The sequence below is a fragment of the Chryseobacterium sp. Leaf405 genome, from assembly GCF_001425355.1.
Classification (GTDB): domain Bacteria; phylum Bacteroidota; class Bacteroidia; order Flavobacteriales; family Weeksellaceae; genus Chryseobacterium.
Window position 1 is genome coordinate 200,213 of the sequence record NZ_LMQN01000016.1, and the last position, 17,412, is coordinate 217,624.

Genomic DNA, 17,412 nt, shown 5'->3' on the forward strand with positions numbered 1-17,412 from the left:
ATTGCCAGACCCTTAGCTGTGCGTCTGAAAATTATCTATTTCGTTTTTTTATTAACGTGCTAATTTACGAAAAATTTGTCGATTTTTGCCGTAGAATTTATCCAAAAAATCTTAAAAATTCATAAAATATGAGCGTATTAAGTGTAACTTTCCACTGTACAAAAAATAATCTTGAAGAATGGGAAAATTATATGGACGAAACGTTGGTTTTAATGACTGAAAACCTATTAGACGTAGATAAATATATCCTTTCAGAAGTACACAGTGATTATATAGAAGACGGTAAAAATTACAACCTTCTGTTGATCTTCGACAATGATGAACTGAGATCCGGTTTTATAGAAAGTGAACTGGTAAATATTGCAGAAATTATTGATAAGAAATTCGGACAGGAAGTAATGATTTTTAATACTTTCCTTAATCCGAAGAAATCAAGATTATAAATTTAATTAACTATTGAATTTAATAGCTTAATTTTCAAATAAATCAAAAGCCCCGAATAATTTCAGGGCTTTTTTATGTTTCCATTTTATGATCTTATTGTAGATTTTCTCTCAAAGATTAAATCTGTTTTAGAATGATCCGTATTTTTTTCAATCATTCCATGAGGCCTTCTTGGTGGTTCCGGTCGTTTTGGAGGTCTTGGAGGCGGATGACATGCACTTGTGGCGTACGCTAATGCAAATACACCCAAAATTTTAAGTAAAGATTTCATATTTCATTTTTTGATTGAAATAAAATAATCAATGTAAGTGCCAATCTGTAATAAGCCGTACTAAAAAATAAAGCATTGAATAGTTCAATGCTTTATGGTTTGTTATAAATTAACGATAACTACCGGTCTACTCTGATAAACACGGTAAGGTCTCTGAGAATAATGCCTGTGTCTTACAGGTCTGTAATAATGCTTTTTATAATAATGTCCCGGAGGTCTGTGATACACAACCCTTTTATAATGTGGTCTGTGTGGTCCTTTATAATAATGATTCTTAGGACCGTGCCCATGCCCGTGACCTCTTCCTCTTTGAACGGGCGCTGCACTGTAATAAGCAAAGGAAAGAACAAATAGAAACAATCCTAAGATTTTAGTCAACATCTTCATAATATATTATTTTCAAATTACATCAATAAGAGCTACAATATAAATGCCAATAACGCTTTATTATTAGATTATTAAAAATTTTTAAGAAAATTTATTACTTTTTTTGTTAAAAAATTGAGTCACTTCTTTTTTCAAGCATCACAACGTCTTTCCATTCATCATTTAGTTTTGCTAATTTTTTTCTGATCCCGACGGTTCTGAAACCATTTTTCTGATGAAATTTAATTGATGATTCGTTTTCAGCGAAAATATTTACTTGTAATGTCCAAAATCCGTGGCTTTCACTATCCAAAATCATCTTTTTAAGTAAAACAGAACCCAATCCTTTATTCTGATAGTTATTATCCAGATAAATGCTCACTTCTGCAACGCCTTTGAAATTTTCTCTTTTACTGATTAACTTTAAAGCACACCAACCCACGACTTCACCAGATTCATTTTCCAACACCCAACGGCAATCGTTGAAATAATCCATACTCCAGACCTCAGCATCAGGAACTGAAGTTTCAAATGTTGCCATTCCTCCGTCAATTCCTTGCTGAAAGATTTCCAACACTCTGGTTTCGTCGCTTGGAAGCATTTCTCTGAGTTCGTAATTCATAGTATTTAAAGATATTTTCGTTTATTTTTTCTTTTAATTCTTGAAAAATGGGTTTGTTTATTCTTTTTATCCTCAGAAATGACACTTATATTTCCGTCTACTTCCAGAATCGACAGTTTTACGTTTTCAATTCCATCCACTCCATGTTCTCTGATTGCTTCTTCAAGTTCATCTCTATTAATTTTAACTTTATCCAAAGCATTTTCATCTACTACTCCATCTTTTACCAAAATCACAGGATCTGCTTCCATAAAGCTTTTAAACTTCGGATTGGAAAACATCAATCTTTTTAGTGTAAAATTAGCAACAAACAAAACCAAAGCTGCGATCAGCCCGCCCTGCAGTGAGGTATCGGGACCAACCATAGCATTCTGAACCGCATTTGAAATCAACAACAGAAGAACAACATCTCCCGCATTAAGCTGAGAGAGCTGGTTTTTACCAAACAGACGAATGGCAATCACCATGAAAAGATAAACACAAAGAGAGCGTACAACGACATCAAGAATAGAATTCACGAGAGATTTATTATACTGTCAAATGTATTAAATTTTTGTCTTGATTGGAGAAAAGAATAAGATTTTAAATAGTAGACTTCATTTACCATAAAAATCTTTAGTGTGCACTAAAAAACCGCTTGTAAAAAGCGGTTTAAATTATTAAGGACACTGTGCAATGGGAACCGGGCTGCATACCGTTTTGTTTAATCTTTCACAATAAACGCAGTATTGCTTTGGTTGTCCTCCGTACACTGACTTTAGTTCTGTTTTGCTTAGTTTCTTTAAATTTTTCATATTGTTCTAATTTTGGTGAATTATACTTAAAACGAAAACTACTGCTAATTATTATACATTTATTTTTAAAATTTTCGTGATTTGGAATTCAAAACAAAAGCCATACAAATTTGCATGGCTTTATATAAAAGATTTATGAATATTATCTGTTATCAATTTCTACGGTTACGGGCATTACATACGTATATGCAATCATATTTTCATTCACTTTTTTGCGGTCTACTCTATAATCAAGTTCGCTTAAAACGTTTTCAATTTCTTTGCTTACGTTTTTGCAGTCGCCGTTAGAATGAACATTTACTATTTTCCCGTTTTTTGCAATATCAAATTTCACTACTGAATTTACGACTCCCTGCTTATAATCCACTTTTGTAAGGTCGAAGTTGTCCATCAGTCGGGTTCTTATATCATTAAAGGTATTTTTACTCAACTGAATTTCTTCAATTGTATTATCTGTTGTTTGTGCTTTTACTGTATTCACTAAAGACATAATTCCACAAACGAAAATTGAAGCAACTAATATCTGAATTTTATTTTTCATAACTCTTTGGTTTTAAATGTTATATTAAAATTATTTATGATCTCTTTACCAAAGATATATAAAATTATTCATATTAATTTCACATACAGTTAACATTGAGTTAACATTAAAAATTAAAGTATTGATTTTCAGAGTTATAAATTTTAAAAATAATTGAAAATTTAATATTGGAAGTTATTTTTAAGCATAAAAAAAGACTAAACTTAATTAGTTTAGTCTATATATTTAAATCAAATTTGTCATTCTGCAGAAATTTAAACCATCGATGTTAAATTCTTTGTCAAAATTCACAAATATTATGTTTTAAAATTGATTTCAATTACTCCAATTCCCGCTTCAAAAACTTACCCGTCAAACTCTTTTTTGATTTCACAATTTCCTCTGGCGTTCCCTGTGCAACAATCTGTCCGCCATATCTTCCACCTTCAGGACCAACATCAATAATATGATCCGCCAATTTTATTACATCCATATTATGTTCAATAATAATGAATGAGTTTCCTAATTCCACCAATTTATTAATGGCTTCCATCAGAATTTTGACATCTTCAAAATGAAGTCCGGTTGTCGGTTCGTCGAGAATGTACAACGTGTTTCCGGTTTGTCTTTTTGAAAGTTCTGTAGCTAATTTGATACGCTGCGCTTCCCCTCCAGAAAGCGTTGTCGATTGCTGTCCCAATGTAATATATCCCAAACCAACATCCTGTAACGTTTTCACTTTAGCAAAAATCTTTGGAATCGGCTGGAAAAATTCTACCGCTTCATCAATCGTCATATCCAATACATCCGAAATAGATTTTCCTTTGTAACGAACTTCCAGTGTTTCTCTGTTGAAACGTTTTCCGTTACAGGTTTCACAATGAACGTAAACGTCGGGTAAGAAATTCATTTCAATAACTTTCAAACCGCCGCCCTGACAGGTTTCGCATCTTCCGCCTTTTACGTTGAAAGAAAATCTTCCCGGCTTGTAACCACGGATTTTACTTTCAGGCAATTCTGAGAATAAATTTCTGATGTCTGTAAACATTGCCGTGTAGGTCGCCGGATTTGAACGAGGTGTTCTTCCAATTGGTGTTTGATCTACATCAACAATTTTATCAATATTATCAAGTCCTTCGATTTTTTTGTAAGGCAAAGGCTCCTGAACAGCTCTGTAAAAATGTTTATTCAGAATCGGATACAGCGTTCCGTTTATTAGAGAAGATTTTCCGCTTCCTGAAATTCCTGAAACGACAACTAATTTTCCCAAAGGAATGTCTAATGTTACATTTTTAAGGTTATTTCCCGTCGCTCCTTTTAGCAATATATTTTTCCCGTTTCCTGCTCTTCTGATTTCCGGAACGGCGATTTTTCTTTTTCCGTTAATATACTGAGCGGTTATCGTATCAGCATTCAACAGATCTTTAGGTTTTCCCTGCCAAAGAATTTCTCCACCGAATTTCCCGGCTCTCGGGCCAATATCCAAAACCTCATCGGCTTCCAGAATCATGTCTTTATCATGCTCAACAACAATAACTGAATTTCCAATGTCACGAAGATTTTTTAACGAATTAATTAATCTTTCATTATCTCTTTGGTGCAATCCGATACTTGGTTCATCTAAAATATACAAAACATTCACCAACTGAGAACCAATTTGTGTCGCCAGACGGATTCTCTGAGATTCTCCTCCGGAAAGAGTTTTTGAACTTCTGCTCAAACTTAAATATTCCAAACCAACGTCTAATAAGAATTGTAGCCTGGTTTCGATTTCTTTTAAAATTTCATGAGCAATGATTGATTTTTTTTCTGAAAATGTATCCTTTACATCATGCAGCCATTCTTTAAGGTCAGATAAGCTTAGTCCGTTTACCTCAGCAATATTTTTTCCGTCAATTTTAAAACTCAAACTTGAAGGCTGAAGACGCGCACCTTTACATTCCGGACAAGTCTCCTCCGTTGTGAAATGTCTTTCCAGCAAAATCGCTTCGTAAGATTCTCTTTCCTCAATCATTTCTTCCATAAAAGGAATCAACCCATCAAAACTGATCTTGATTTTCTTGGTAATGCCTGCATATTTTAGATCTTTATTGAATTCTTTGTGACAACCGTGGTACATATAATCCAAAGCCTCCTCCGGAATATCCTTAAAAGGAGTTGCCAATCCCAATCCAAAAATTTCAAGAATATTTTTAATCTGAGAAAGAATCCATTTGTTTGATTTAATATCTTCCAAAGGTAACAATCCTCCCTGATTGATCGACAATTTCGGATTTTCAACAAAATAATCGGTGTTGATTTTCTTGATTGTTCCCAACCCCTTACAACTTGGGCAGCTTCCTTTCGGAGAGTTAAAAGAAAATGTATTAGGTTCAGGCAACGCCAATGAGTGGCCGGTTTCAGCATCCATCAAATTTTTAGAGAAATATTCGATAGCCGTACTTCCCAGTTTTTGAATTCCAATCAAACCTTCTCCCATTTCCATTGCCGTTCGCAACGATTTTTCCATTCTGGCTTCGGAAGCGCTTTCACCGATAATCCAACGGTCGATTACGATGTCGATGTCGTGGGTTTTGTAACGGTCAAGCTTTAAATCATATTCAATATCCGTCAATTCGCCGTCAATTCTTGCCTGTCCGTACCCTTTTTTTGCCATCTGCACGAAAAGCTCATGATAATGCCCCTTTCTGGAACGAACAACAGGTGCCATCAACATAATTTTTTCACACTTATAATTTTCTTTGATGGCTTCCAGGATTTGATCTTCTGTATAGCTTACCAATTTCTTCCCTGTCGTCTGTGAATAGGCATCAGAAACTCTCGCATACAAAAGACGCAGGTAATCGTACAATTCCGTAACCGTTCCTACCGTGGAACGGGGGTTTTTATTAGTTGTTTTTTGTTCGATCGCAATTACGGGTGACAATCCTTCGATTTTATCGACATCAGGACGTTCCAAACCGCCTAAAAACTGTCTCGCATAAGCAGAAAACGTTTCGATATAACGACGCTGACCCTCGGCAAAGATCGTATCAAAAGCCAATGATGATTTTCCACTTCCCGAAAGTCCGGTGATAACCACCAATTCGTTGCGTGGAATTTTGACATTAATGTTTTTAAGATTATGTTCTCTGGCTCCGTAAACTTCTATATATTCTGTTGATTTACTCATAATTTGGTGTGACTTTACCTGAAAATCACGATGGGCAAAATTACGGAATTTTATGGACTTTTTTGTGTTAAAAAATGTTAGATTAATTAACAGAAAAGAGAGATTTTTAATTTTAAACTTAATAATTTTCCGCATTATCCTGAGCTACGTTGAAGAATCGTAGGCTTGATCAAAATTTGATTAAATTTACATCTCATAAAACCAACTATGCAAAGACTGCGAGACCATATCGAAGCAATAACTCCACTCACAGACGAAGAATTTGATTATGTCAAAAGTTTTTTCATTCTTAAAAATGTTCGTAAAAATCAGTTTCTGGTTCATGAGGGTGATGAAGTGAAATATGAATTCCTGACGCTGGAAGGAATTTACAAGGTATTTTATATTGACGAAAACGGAAAAGAACACATTCTGCAGTTTGCGAAAAAAAATTGGTGGATGACCGATTATGTCGGATTTTTCAAACAGCAGAATGCCAAAATGTTTGTAGAATGCCTACAAGACGGAGCTGTTGTCTGCCTTACCTTAGAAGGAAGAGAAAAATTATCGATGGAACTTCACAAGATGGAACATTTTTTCAGAGTAAAATTAATGAATGGCTATATTGCTTTGCAACAAAGAATTATCCTTTTACTATCAAGCACACCTCAACAACGGTATGAGGAGTTTTCAAAACTGTACCCTGACCTCATCACACAAATTCCAAAAAAATATGTTGCAGAATATCTGGGAGTAAGCCGGGAAACGCTGAGCAGATTATATTCAAACAATAATAAATAGATAAGTGTGATTTTGATCACACTTTTTTTGTGACTTCACTCCTTCTGTTCAGGCATCGGATCGACCTACATTTGCTATAGAAAAATCAAACAGAATATTAATTAACTAAAAAAATGTAATGTCATGAATGCAAAAGTATTAATCATCGTTTCCAATACGAGCTCAATAGGACCTAACCACAGAAGAACAGGTACTTTTTTATCTGAAGTAGCACATCCTTATGCAGAATTTGAAAAAGCAGGTTATCAAATCGATTTTGCGAGTTTAACAGGTGAATCTCCATTTTTAGATGCTTTAAATTTAGCCGATGATCCTGATAATTTAAAATTCTTAACAGGAAAAGGGTGGGAAGAAATGCATAATGCAACAAAACTGTCTAATGTAAATCTGAATGACTATGATGCTGTTTTTGTTCCCGGAGGTTTAGCGCCAATGGTTGATATGCCGGAAGCTGATGAAATTAAAAAAGTTATTGCCGAGTTTTATGAATCTGATCGCATTGTAGGAGCCGTTTGTCACGGTCCGGTTTCTCTTTTAAATGTAAAGTTGAGTGACGGAAGTTATCTGGTGAATGGCAAAAATATTACCTCTTTCACTACCGAAGAAGAAGACAATTATGCAAGACCGGATGTTCCTTTCGATTTACAGACCGCTTTAACTGAACAAGGTGCTATTTTTCATGATGCAGAACCTTGGTCTGCCAACAGTATAGTGGACGGAAATCTTGTAACAGGTCAGAATCCTGCTTCTGCAAAAGGTGTTGGAGAAAAAATCGTTGCTCTTTTAGAAGCTAAAAAAGCGTAACTTAATTTTAAAATTAAAAAAAATGGATCAAAACGCTGTATTTGTTCATGCCAAATGGCAAGTGAAAGAAGGAAATCTGGATACTGTTCTTCAATTAATGAAAGAAGCTGCAGAAAAAAGTACTCAGGAAGAAGGAAATTTATTCTACAAACTTCATCAAAGTAAAGAAAACCAAAATACGATTGTTTTGTACGAAGGGTATGTAGATGCTAATGCTGTAGAAACGCATCGTAATTCTGAGCATTTCAAAAATATTGTTGTAGAACAAGTTGTCCCGTTACTGGAAAACAGAGAAGTTATTTTAATGAATCGGTTATTTTAATAAGTGTATTTTTATGAGTTTCGGGCAAACCATAGGTTTGCCCGAAACTTTTNTAAACTTCCTCCCTGAGACGGAACTTCTTACGTTTTGAACTAAAATTTTTAAAATAATTATATAAACTCTCACATTTTTTGTGGGAGTTTTTTTATGCATTGTACTGTCTTCTGAATGGAGCAAGCGTAATTTTCGGGCAAACCATAGGTTTGCCCGAAACTTTTATTATTTTAATTTTCTCCAAAATCTGAATCTTCGTTTGTGATTTTCACTAAATATTCAATACCGTCGATCGCTTTTGAAATAATCTGATTTCTCAGGATATTCGCCATATTTTCCCAATAGGCTCTTCCGTAGAACGAATAATTTTGAGGAATAATCTCTACCTCAACCGTTCGGATGAAACCTTCTTTCGGTTTATTGCTGATCATTGTTCCTCGAGTCACTCTTACATCTTTCAATTCGTCTTTCAAAACCATTCTGCAATAATTTTTAACATCTTCCAGAGAAATAATTTTGTCTCTTGTCGTCAAAGCGTATTTATAAGCCTGAATGCTGTCTGTTCCTTTCTGCTCTTCCGCTCCGCCAATCGTTTCTGTTAGAAGAACCAACATCTGTGACTTTAACTGGTTTGAAAGTTCAGTTCCCGGACGCATATGATTTGCCAGCGTAGAATGGGTGATCCAAAACGAAGCGTAGGTATGATCTGTTTTGTCGACAGGTTCCATGATCACATAGTTCAGTTCCTGTTTAATATTTCTTTTTGCATTGTTCACTTTCTGAACCATCGATTTCATTTTGTCCGACATTTCACTCAGAACGCCTTTTACATTATCTCTGTTCAATAAAGAAAACGCAGCAATTTCGTCTCTTGTCAATTCGAGCACATTCGCAATCATATCCACTGCATTTCGGTTGGTAAAACGTTCCATTCCGCCTTTTCTTACGGTGTACAAACCTTTTCGTAAATCATCGTTTGGTGTAAAAGGAATTTCGGTGTAGCGTCTTCCGTCTCCATCCTGAACCTCATCAACATATAAAAAATGTTCGCCTTCATCGGTTACAAGAGGAATATTATTTCCCATAATATCTAAACTGTATTCCGTTTTCTTCCAGCCACGATTATAAATCGGAAAAGCATTCAAAACAAATGAAAAATTATCTAAAATCTCAGCGGAAAACTGCGGCGGAAACTCGAAAGTCAACCATAAATATCTTTTTCCTTCAATAAATTTTGTAATTTCTTCTTTGTAATCAACAAAATCAAGATTTTCAGGAAGCTTTCCCAGTTCGGAAAATAAAGCATTAGAAATTCCCGTGACTTCAATAAATTTGTGATTATAAATGCTTTTTACATCTTCCACCACTTTGTTTCGGATAGACTGTTCACGGAATATCTGCTCGTATCCGTCTGCCTGACTATTTTTATAATACGTTAAACCTTCTTTTACAAATAAAGGATTTCCATTGCTGGAAACAGTGATGTATGGTAATAATTTATAGGTAAAATCTAAATGCTCAAAGGCAGGATTTGAACAGTAAATACTTAAATTTTTAGGAAAATTTTCATTTGAATAGTTGGTAACATCAATTCCGATTGTCACTTTTCTGTAATCTTCCGGTTTGCCCTGAAATCTTGCGATAGGAATTTTATTCAGTCTGTCATCAATTCCGTAACAGGTATTTCCTACAAACATAATGGAAGTCTGAACTTTATTAATTCTGACATTCCCTATTGGTGTAAAGGGAATATTAATTTGTTTATCAGACTCCGATTTTATGGTGGAAGTCATTTGTTTTCTATAGAAAAACTCGGTGTGTTCCAGCAGAATTTCCGATGATTCGTAAGGCTGCGTAAACGCAATCGCATGAGACGGAATCGGGTGTGTATAAATTGACGGGGTTAATAATTTTGCCAGTTTTTCTAAAATTCTGGCGTTTACCGTCTGTATTTCGTTATTCGCTTTGAAAACTTCTGTGCTGAATGCGTCGATCAATAATTTCACGAACGGATCAAGAGACTGCGGACTTTTCAATCCCCAAACTTTAGTTGCATTCTGAAGCATTCTTGCTTTTACAGATTCTTTGGAATATATATTTTGGTCTAAGTTCATAAATTCTGGTTACTGTTACAATCTAATCTATCGACATCGGGCTCAGAAACAATTCTGTAGAAAAGCTGAAGCGCTCTCCCGAATCTTCCATTTTAGCATTGATGGCAATTCTTACTTTCTTTTTTATTTCGGTATGTTCTTTTGTGTCGTAGTTGTGTTCTACAATTTGTATGTGTGCATCAACCTGAGGTTGTGTAATTCTGGGCTCGTATTCCTGTATTTGTTTTTTCAAACTTTTAACAAAAATATTTTCCCAGACCGCACTGGTTACGCCGTTGTCGAATTCCAGATTCCAAACATCGTTTCCGTAATTTTCATCATATCTATTTTCACCTTTTTTTGTCGTAATCAACAGCATAATGTTGTGGGCAATACTTTCACCCATGTCGCAGGTGTCTATACTTCCTCCTTCCGTCATTAATGTCGATGGTACAAAAGGCATTCTGTAATTTGGTGTGTCCATGATTCAGCTTCTTTACATTTTACTTCATCTAATCGTTTACTTGATAGGAAATACCAAATTAATCATTTTTAACGAAATAAAATGACATAATATTTTCAATTATGCTTTATAGTTTTAATTTTTTAAGTGAATTAAAAATATACCTGTCAAAAGTCTTACCGTGTATAGTACAAAAAATGAAAATCCAAAGCAACAGTGTTTGCAATCTGCCCAACTCCTCTTATGATTACAAACAATATTGATTATCAATTCCTGAGATCTCATTTGATGTAAAACAGGGTTGTCTGTGATGTTCGAAAGGTTCTGGAGATTATAAACAACCTTACATTTACATAACCCTAGCCCCGATAGAAACGACATCCTTTTTGGTTGCGGCTGGAGCGAAGCGGAAGCCGTAACCAAAAAGATACAGTGGATAGCGGGATTAAGCTCCAAATAAAAAGCTGCCCGACTCAGTCAGACAGCTTGTGAAATTTATTCTTGAATTCTCTTATTTCGATTAATAAAATAATACACCGGAAGTCCGAGTAAAACCATTACGAATCCTGGCCAGGTATATTGTTGTTTGTAAATTAAAAGTAAAATACAGAAACCTGTTCCGATTAACAAATAAATAATGGGTGTAACCGGATACAACCAGGTTTTATAAGGTCTTTCTAAATTCGGCTTTTTAATTCTTAAATAAATAACTCCGAAAACGGTAATCATATAAAATAATACGATAACGAAAGAGATCATATCCAAAAGATTTCCGTATTGCCCACTTAAACACAGCAAACAAGCCCAAACTCCCTGCATCCATAGTGCATTAGCCGGAACATCATTTTTGTTGTTTTTTTCAGCTTGTTTGAAAAACATTCCATCTTTTGCCATCGTCTGGAAAACTCGGGCTCCCGCTAAGATCAATCCGTTGTTACAACCAAATGTGGAAACCATTACCAACAATGCAATGATAATCGTTCCTGCACTTCCAAAAATAAAGTGTGAAGCAGCTACTGCTACCCGATCGTTTTCTGCAAAAGCAATTGCATCTCTGTCTAATGCATTCAGGTAAACATAATTCACAGCGAGATATAAAATCATTACAGCAGAAGTTCCGTAGATCATAGATTTTACCACGTTTTTCTTCGGATTTTCAATCTCACCTGAAACAAAAGTTACACTTTCCCATGCTACAGAACTGAAAACTGAACCTACCATCGCAGCTGCAATTCCACCTAATAAAGTCATTCCGCCAATAGGTTCCCAACCCTCTTTCAGGAAATTTCCTAATGCATCTTTTTTGAGATTATTAAAAGAATCGTATCCTAAGCTGAAATTTTCCGCCAAATGAGAAAAATCAACGAAAATAAATCCGGCAGCAATTAATCCTAGAATTGCGATGATTTTAGAACCCGTGAAAATATTCTGTAATATTTTTCCGCTTTCTACACCTCTGGTATTAAAATATGTAAGTAAAATAATCGTTCCGATCGCTAAAATCTGAATCCATGTAATTTTAAACTCTCCACTCTGGATGATCGGAGCTGCATCATTTAAAGCTGGAACCAAATAGGCCGTAAACTTCCCAAATGCCATAGCAACTGCCGCAATCGTCCCGGTTTGAATTACGGTAAACAGTCCCCATCCGTAAAGAAAACCCATCTTTTTACCAAAGATTTCTTTAAGATAAGTGTACTGTCCGCCGGCTTTTGGAAACAATGCTGAAAGTTCACCATAACTAATTGCTGCTGCAACAGTCATAATTCCGGTAATAACCCAAACGACGATCAGCCAGTATCCCGACCCAAGGTTTCGCATCATATCTGCGCTGACAATAAAGATTCCGCTACCTATCATCGATCCCATTACCAACATAATGGCGTCCCAAAGTTTTAGTTTTTTCTGCATAGTTGAGTTTAGGCGTCAAATATAAATAAATATAAGATTCGTTTTTTATTTTGTTGGAAATTAAGATCAATTGAAACTTGAACCTTTGTAATCATGTGTCTCAATAAGTGTAAATACGAGAAAAGAAAAACTGTTTTTTATCAAGTTTTTTTAAGATTTACGATTCAAATTTTATTAGTACTTTTGGAAAAAATATTAATATGAAATTTAAAGCAATATTATTCGCAGTTGCGGTAAGTATATCCACTTTAGCTTTTGCACAGGAAACTAAGAAATTTGGTCCGCCGGCAGGAAACGCTGTTGTAGGAGATGTTTATGGAAATACAATTGCTTCTGATACAGAATCCAAAGCAATCTCAGTAGATAAATTAAGCAAAAAACTTAAAAAAGATAATAAAAAAGTTGAAAACGTAGCTGTAAAAGGAAAAGTTACAGACGTTTGCGATAAAAAAGGATGTTGGTTAACGATTCAGACTGAAGATAATTCTCAGTTTTTTGTAAAAATGAAGGATTATGCATTCTTCGTTCCGACTGCATTGAAAGGCAAAACTGTTGTTTTAGACGGAACTGCTGAAAGAAAGATAACTTCTATCGACGAACAAAAGCATTACGCTGAAGATGCTAAAAAACCTCAATCGGAAATCGATGCGATTACCACTCCAAAAGAAGAGATCAGATTTGTTGCTAACGGAATTAAGGTAGTGAACTAATTTTTTATCATTGTGAATAAAGTGAATAATCTATTTGGATTTCTCCTTTCATCAAAATGATATTTAGTATAAAAACAAAAGCGGAACAAATTGTTCCGCTTTTTTAATCTTCTATCTTAAAATTTACTTCCGCATCCAGTTTCGGATATTTATTTTCTGAAACAAATTTCTTTCCGGTACAGTCGATTTCCAGCCAGCCTTTTTTTTGCTTTACATCTCCTACTTCCATTACGAAAGGAACAAAAGATATTTCGTCTTTCCCTTCTTCCATAATTTCTCTGTATTGAACGGCAACATCCAAAATACATTCGTGATCCGTATTTAACTTAACATTTCTGTAAACGATATCGTAATGTGTTTCTCTGTTTTCAGGAATATCAAGATACGTTTCCCAACCTTCAATATCAGAATTCAATTCACTGATTGCTTTCAAAGCATAATATAATGCAATCGTGTAATATTTCCTCGTTCCTTTTCTTGTATAATCTTCAACAAAATGTCCACCTTCAAAAAGAATCGTGGGCATTCCTGCCTTGATAAAATTATCTCCTGTAGAAGTTGGGTAGAATTCATCAGAATATCTTCCGATCTGATTTGGAATTAATTCTTTCAAATGATTGTAAACTTCCGCAATTACCGCCATACATTTTTTACGGTTTTCAGTAACTGTTCTTTCTACATTTTCAGATGGAGCTAAAAAAGATAAAGTTGCGGGATGAATTCCATCTGTGGTAAAAATTGTCCTTTGTTCGTGAAGATTCAAAGCATAATCGTATTTTTTAGAAGATGCAATACTTTTAAGGAATTTTATCTCTTTACTTGCTTCATTGTGAAAGTCTCTGTTCAAATCAATTTCTGCGGCATTCAGTCTTGTCCATTTTTCCGAGCCATCGGGATTTAGCATAAAGATAAAATCAAGCTTGATCTTATTCAGCAATTCTCCCTTTAGTTCCTGAGCCTTATCTAAAGTCAATAATAAATCGAGCATCGCATGAGTTGCGTTCGATTCGTTCCCATGCATTTGCGACCAGGCAAGAATATTAATGTTTCCAGTTCCAACTGTTAATTTATAAATAGGTTTTTCTAAATACGATTTTCCTATCTCTTCAATATGATCTCTGAGATTAGTGTGTAAATAAGAAAATAATTTTTCAGGGGAAATATAACGGTTTGGGAAATCAGGGTTCTGCTGATACAATTGTTCAAAATTCATTGTGTAGTAATTTACAAGAGTCAAATTTAACTATTTTTGATCAAAATAAGAAATTTACATTTGTTATTTGATTAAACATTAGTTACTGCCAAAATGTCTGTGTACAAAATTGACAATTGATGATAACTCAATTAATATTATTTAAATAACTGATATTGAATAATATATAGGATTTATCTAAATAATTATATTAATATTACTTTAAGTCATTACATCTGTATTTAATGCTATTTTTTAATAATTTAATTAAACAAGAATAACTGATAGTGACTAGTAAAAAATTATCGTATACAAATGTAAATTAACTAGTTTTTTTATTTAAATCTTTAAATTTTTGTGATAATTTAATTCTGTAAACAGTTATTATTTTGATTAAACAACTTCAAATAACATTCCAGAGGAAAAATAGCTTATGAGCGTTCACATAGCTCAATTTATATTATTTTACAAAATTAAACCTTCTAAATAGGGCTTGTTTAAGCACTTTAAAACTTTGCATTGCTATCTTATTTCTTGTTATGTAACAGTAATGTAGATCTGTGCAAAAGTAACTTTATAAAGTATATATTGATGTTTATCTAAAGGCAAGTTATCCATAAGTTATCGACGTTATAGTTGAACAAACGCATAATCTGAAACTTATCCATAATAAACTTTTGTAAAATATTTTTATCTTAAATATATAATTAACTGTATAACAGCATTTTAATATGTTTACATTTGTATTTAAGTACTATTTACATTTGTTTATTACATTGATTTGCATTTGTAAATTATATTATTTACATTTGTAACACCATTAAAAACTGCTTTATGAGTTTAAACGAGAGAATTTCCAAAGTTATAGAGTATTCTAATCTTACTTCTTCAGAATTTGCTGATGAGATAGATGTTCAGCGATCTTCTATTTCCCATATTACTTCGGGAAGAAATAAGCCATCTCTTGAATTTATCATAAAAATAAAATCGAAGTTTCCGGAGATTCTTTGGGACTGGTTGGTAACAGGTGAAGGCGAAATGTTGAAATCTGAATTGCCAGAAATTAATAAAATACAGGAAGAAACTCCTCAAGTTTTAGAAGAAGAAAAATCTAAACTTACTTCTCTACCCGACCTTTTCACCATGATGAATAATGATGAAGATTTTGGAGTTGAAGAGGAGGAAACTGAAGCCCCTAAAATGCCTCTTCGAGAATCATCTATACCACACCAAAATACAGTGCAACAAAAAATATCCGATTCTCAGCGATTAGAGAATTCCAATGATCAAATATTATCCCAAGCTATTGGAAATCAGCAAGGTAATATAAAACGTATCGTAATCTTTTATGATAATGGAAAATTTGAGAGTTTTGAGCCATAAAAAACCTGATCAAAGAAAAATTGATCAGGTAAAAAATATTTGAAGAAGAAAACTAAAGCTATTGCTCTATAGTTTTTATCATTATTAACATATTTACTCTTTTACTTTTTATAAAAGTTGATTATTAATTTACTTTCAGAATTGTAATTAAAGAATAAATTTTGTTTCAAAGGTTAATTTTATTGATAGTAATCAAATATAAATAATTATATCGAAATAAATGATGAAATTTTAATAATTTCTACTTTATTTATAATAAAACTTGAAAATTGACAAATATTAAATAATTTAAAATATTCTCTTTTTATTTTTAAAAGCCCAATAAAAAAGCCTCACAATTGTGAAGCTTATATATCTAAAATGAAGAGGTTTATTTCCCTTTTCTTCTATCTAATTCTTTACTGATAAGACCAAGTTCTCTGCCCGTCTGTCCTGCAACAGAAGTATTTTCCTGAGCTCTTCTGGTAAGATACGGAACAACATCTTTTACGGGTCCGTAAGGAAGGTATTTCGCTACATTATATCCTTTATCAGACAAGGCAAAAGTAATATTATCACTCATTCCATAAAGCTGTCCGAAATAGACGTGAGGATTTCCATTTTCCAATGAAGCTGCTTTCATTTTGTCCATTACCAATTCTGAGGAAATCTCGTTGTGTGTTCCAAAAAAGGCAGAAACTTTATCTAAATGATTCATCACAAAGTCAATTCCCGCATTATAGTTTTTATCAGAAGCATCTTTCGTCGGCTGGATAGGATCTGCATATCCTTTTTCTGCGGCTCTGGCTCTTTCTTTTTCCATATAAGCACCACGAACAATCTTATACCCAATAAAATATCCTTTTTCTTTTGCTCTTTGAAGATTTTTTTCCATGTATTCTAATCTTCCGGTTCTATACATTTGGATGGTATTCCAAACGATAGGTTTTTCCTGATTGTACTTTTCCATCATCTCTTCGCAAAGGTGATCTGCTGCATCCTGCATCCAGGTTTCTTCGGCGTCTACCATTACTTTTTTATCGTTTTCATGGCAAAGTTGACACACTTCATCGAACCTTTTTACCACTCTTCCCCATTCTTCTTTCTGACTTGAAGTCAGTTCTGCATTCTTTCCAATAGCTTCATATAAATCTATTCTTCCGAAAGCTGTAGGTTTAAAAACAATAAAAGGAATCGCTGGATTTCCCACAGAAAACTTAACAATATCTTTGATTTCTTCACAGACAGCGTCAAACGTAGCCTCATCTTCTTTCCCTTCAATCGAATAATCAAAAATACTTCCGACTCCTCTTTTGAAAAGCTGTTTTACCACTTTCATACTTTCTTCACGGGTTTCACCTCCGCAAAATTGCTCAAATAAAGTGTTTTTTACAATTCCGGTTACGAAAGGAAAATCATTATGAATGGTAAAATTAAGAACAGAAGTTCCGATTTTTGTAAGTGAAGGCTGCTCGATCATCTTGAACATCCAATACGCTTTTCTTAACTGTGCATCAGACTTGTCTGCAAATGCGACTTTAGTATCGTTAAAAATGGGCATTACTTTTATATAAATTTAGGTTTTGCAAAGG

General features: G+C 33.9%; 17 protein-coding genes. 6 read left to right on the top strand and 11 right to left on the bottom strand.

The genetic code is table 11. From position 1 onward, the window contains the following. The first annotated feature begins 128 nt into the window (after positions 1-128). Positions 129-443: a DUF4286 family protein gene (locus ASG22_RS16810; protein WP_055987210.1), complete on the top strand. Its 315-nt coding sequence runs from the start codon at positions 129-131 to the stop codon at positions 441-443. A 374-nt stretch (positions 444-817) separates the two neighbouring features. Here ASG22_RS16810 and ASG22_RS16820 read toward each other — a convergent pair whose 3' ends face one another. The 6 genes from ASG22_RS16820 to uvrA all read right to left on the bottom strand — a co-directional run bounded on the left by ASG22_RS16820 (position 818) and on the right by uvrA (position 6,189). Further along, positions 818-1,102 carry a hypothetical protein gene (locus ASG22_RS16820; RefSeq protein ID WP_131726209.1) on the bottom strand — a complete coding sequence of 95 codons (285 nt, stop codon included), beginning with the start codon at positions 1,100-1,102 and terminating at the stop codon, positions 818-820. 106 nt (positions 1,103-1,208) lie between these two features. Further along, complete coding sequence (locus tag ASG22_RS16825; protein WP_055987216.1) at positions 1,209-1,703, bottom strand: GNAT family N-acetyltransferase; 495 nt, start codon at positions 1,701-1,703, stop codon at positions 1,209-1,211. Between the two features lie 5 nt (positions 1,704-1,708). Then, positions 1,709-2,221, bottom strand: a complete 513-nt coding sequence (locus ASG22_RS16830) for a DUF421 domain-containing protein (RefSeq protein ID WP_055987219.1) — start codon at positions 2,219-2,221, stop codon at positions 1,709-1,711. A gap of 141 nt (positions 2,222-2,362) precedes the next feature. Further along, positions 2,363-2,497 carry a bacteriocin-like protein gene (locus tag ASG22_RS20775; RefSeq protein ID WP_082505037.1) on the bottom strand — a complete coding sequence of 45 codons (135 nt, stop codon included), beginning with the start codon at positions 2,495-2,497 and terminating at the stop codon, positions 2,363-2,365. Between the two features lie 142 nt (positions 2,498-2,639). Then, positions 2,640-3,038: a hypothetical protein gene (locus ASG22_RS16835; protein ID WP_055987220.1), complete on the bottom strand. Its 399-nt coding sequence runs from the start codon at positions 3,036-3,038 to the stop codon at positions 2,640-2,642. Positions 3,039-3,357: 319 nt separating this feature from the next. Continuing rightward, positions 3,358-6,189: an excinuclease ABC subunit UvrA gene (gene uvrA / locus ASG22_RS16840; protein WP_055987222.1), complete on the bottom strand. Its 2,832-nt coding sequence runs from the start codon at positions 6,187-6,189 to the stop codon at positions 3,358-3,360. Between the two features lie 207 nt (positions 6,190-6,396). On the opposite strand from uvrA, the gene ASG22_RS16845 reads away from it, so the two are divergent. From ASG22_RS16845 to ASG22_RS16855, 3 genes are all read left to right on the top strand, one after another. After that, positions 6,397-6,969 carry a Crp/Fnr family transcriptional regulator gene (locus ASG22_RS16845; protein WP_055987224.1) on the top strand — a complete coding sequence of 191 codons (573 nt, stop codon included), beginning with the start codon at positions 6,397-6,399 and terminating at the stop codon, positions 6,967-6,969. A 123-nt stretch (positions 6,970-7,092) separates the two neighbouring features. After that, on the top strand, positions 7,093-7,773 hold the full coding sequence (locus tag ASG22_RS16850) for a type 1 glutamine amidotransferase domain-containing protein (protein ID WP_055987227.1): 681 nt from the start codon (positions 7,093-7,095) through the stop codon (positions 7,771-7,773). A 22-nt stretch (positions 7,774-7,795) separates the two neighbouring features. After that, positions 7,796-8,095: a putative quinol monooxygenase gene (locus ASG22_RS16855; protein WP_055987229.1), complete on the top strand. Its 300-nt coding sequence runs from the start codon at positions 7,796-7,798 to the stop codon at positions 8,093-8,095. 224 nt (positions 8,096-8,319) lie between these two features. Here ASG22_RS16855 and ASG22_RS16860 read toward each other — a convergent pair whose 3' ends face one another. From ASG22_RS16860 to ASG22_RS16870, 3 genes are all read right to left on the bottom strand, one after another. Continuing rightward, entirely contained in the window at positions 8,320-10,203 is a 1,884-nt protein-coding gene (locus tag ASG22_RS16860) for a type VI secretion system baseplate subunit TssF (protein ID WP_055987231.1), read from the bottom strand. 22 nt (positions 10,204-10,225) lie between these two features. Next, positions 10,226-10,666: a GPW/gp25 family protein gene (locus ASG22_RS16865; RefSeq protein WP_055987233.1), complete on the bottom strand. Its 441-nt coding sequence runs from the start codon at positions 10,664-10,666 to the stop codon at positions 10,226-10,228. 474 nt (positions 10,667-11,140) lie between these two features. Next, complete coding sequence (locus ASG22_RS16870; protein WP_055987235.1) at positions 11,141-12,556, bottom strand: APC family permease; 1,416 nt, start codon at positions 12,554-12,556, stop codon at positions 11,141-11,143. A gap of 200 nt (positions 12,557-12,756) precedes the next feature. Here ASG22_RS16870 and ASG22_RS16875 point away from each other — a divergent pair, with 200 nt between their 5' ends. Continuing rightward, entirely contained in the window at positions 12,757-13,266 is a 510-nt protein-coding gene (locus ASG22_RS16875; protein WP_055987237.1) for a DUF4920 domain-containing protein, read from the top strand. Positions 13,267-13,369: 103 nt separating this feature from the next. Here the strand turns inward: ASG22_RS16875 and ASG22_RS16880 are convergent, their stop codons facing one another. Then, positions 13,370-14,479 carry a M14 family zinc carboxypeptidase gene (locus tag ASG22_RS16880; RefSeq protein ID WP_055987238.1) on the bottom strand — a complete coding sequence of 370 codons (1,110 nt, stop codon included), beginning with the start codon at positions 14,477-14,479 and terminating at the stop codon, positions 13,370-13,372. An 813-nt stretch (positions 14,480-15,292) separates the two neighbouring features. Between ASG22_RS16880 and ASG22_RS16885 the strand changes: the two genes are divergently transcribed. Next, complete coding sequence (locus ASG22_RS16885) at positions 15,293-15,841, top strand: helix-turn-helix domain-containing protein (RefSeq protein WP_055987241.1); 549 nt, start codon at positions 15,293-15,295, stop codon at positions 15,839-15,841. A gap of 370 nt (positions 15,842-16,211) precedes the next feature. On the opposite strand, the gene ASG22_RS16890 is transcribed toward ASG22_RS16885, so the two are convergent. Then, entirely contained in the window at positions 16,212-17,381 is a 1,170-nt protein-coding gene (locus ASG22_RS16890) for a proline dehydrogenase family protein (RefSeq protein WP_055987242.1), read from the bottom strand. Positions 17,382-17,412 lie beyond the last annotated feature (31 nt).

Bases quoted from the DNA above. Each gene is read 5' to 3' on its own strand.
- ASG22_RS16810 (WP_055987210.1), top strand. From the start codon at position 129: ATGAGCGTATTAAGTGTAACTTTCCACTGTACAAAAAATAATCTTGAA.
- ASG22_RS16875 (WP_055987237.1), top strand. From the start codon at position 12,757: ATGAAATTTAAAGCAATATTATTCGCAGTTGCGGTAAGTATATCCACT.
- uvrA (WP_055987222.1), bottom strand. From the start codon at position 6,189: ATGAGTAAATCAACAGAATATATAGAAGTTTACGGAGCCAGAGAACAT.
- ASG22_RS16880 (WP_055987238.1), bottom strand. From the start codon at position 14,479: ATGAATTTTGAACAATTGTATCAGCAGAACCCTGATTTCCCAAACCGT.
- ASG22_RS16825 (WP_055987216.1), bottom strand. From the start codon at position 1,703: ATGAATTACGAACTCAGAGAAATGCTTCCAAGCGACGAAACCAGAGTG.
- ASG22_RS16845 (WP_055987224.1), top strand. From the start codon at position 6,397: ATGCAAAGACTGCGAGACCATATCGAAGCAATAACTCCACTCACAGAC.
- ASG22_RS16870 (WP_055987235.1), bottom strand. From the start codon at position 12,556: ATGCAGAAAAAACTAAAACTTTGGGACGCCATTATGTTGGTAATGGGA.
- ASG22_RS16835 (WP_055987220.1), bottom strand. From the start codon at position 3,038: ATGAAAAATAAAATTCAGATATTAGTTGCTTCAATTTTCGTTTGTGGA.
- ASG22_RS16850 (WP_055987227.1), top strand. From the start codon at position 7,093: ATGAATGCAAAAGTATTAATCATCGTTTCCAATACGAGCTCAATAGGA.
- ASG22_RS16890 (WP_055987242.1), bottom strand. From the start codon at position 17,381: ATGCCCATTTTTAACGATACTAAAGTCGCATTTGCAGACAAGTCTGAT.
- ASG22_RS20775 (WP_082505037.1), bottom strand. From the start codon at position 2,497: ATGAAAAATTTAAAGAAACTAAGCAAAACAGAACTAAAGTCAGTGTAC.
- ASG22_RS16860 (WP_055987231.1), bottom strand. From the start codon at position 10,203: ATGAACTTAGACCAAAATATATATTCCAAAGAATCTGTAAAAGCAAGA.
- ASG22_RS16820 (WP_131726209.1), bottom strand. From the start codon at position 1,102: ATGAAGATGTTGACTAAAATCTTAGGATTGTTTCTATTTGTTCTTTCC.
- ASG22_RS16885 (WP_055987241.1), top strand. From the start codon at position 15,293: ATGAGTTTAAACGAGAGAATTTCCAAAGTTATAGAGTATTCTAATCTT.
- ASG22_RS16855 (WP_055987229.1), top strand. From the start codon at position 7,796: ATGGATCAAAACGCTGTATTTGTTCATGCCAAATGGCAAGTGAAAGAA.
- ASG22_RS16865 (WP_055987233.1), bottom strand. From the start codon at position 10,666: ATGGACACACCAAATTACAGAATGCCTTTTGTACCATCGACATTAATG.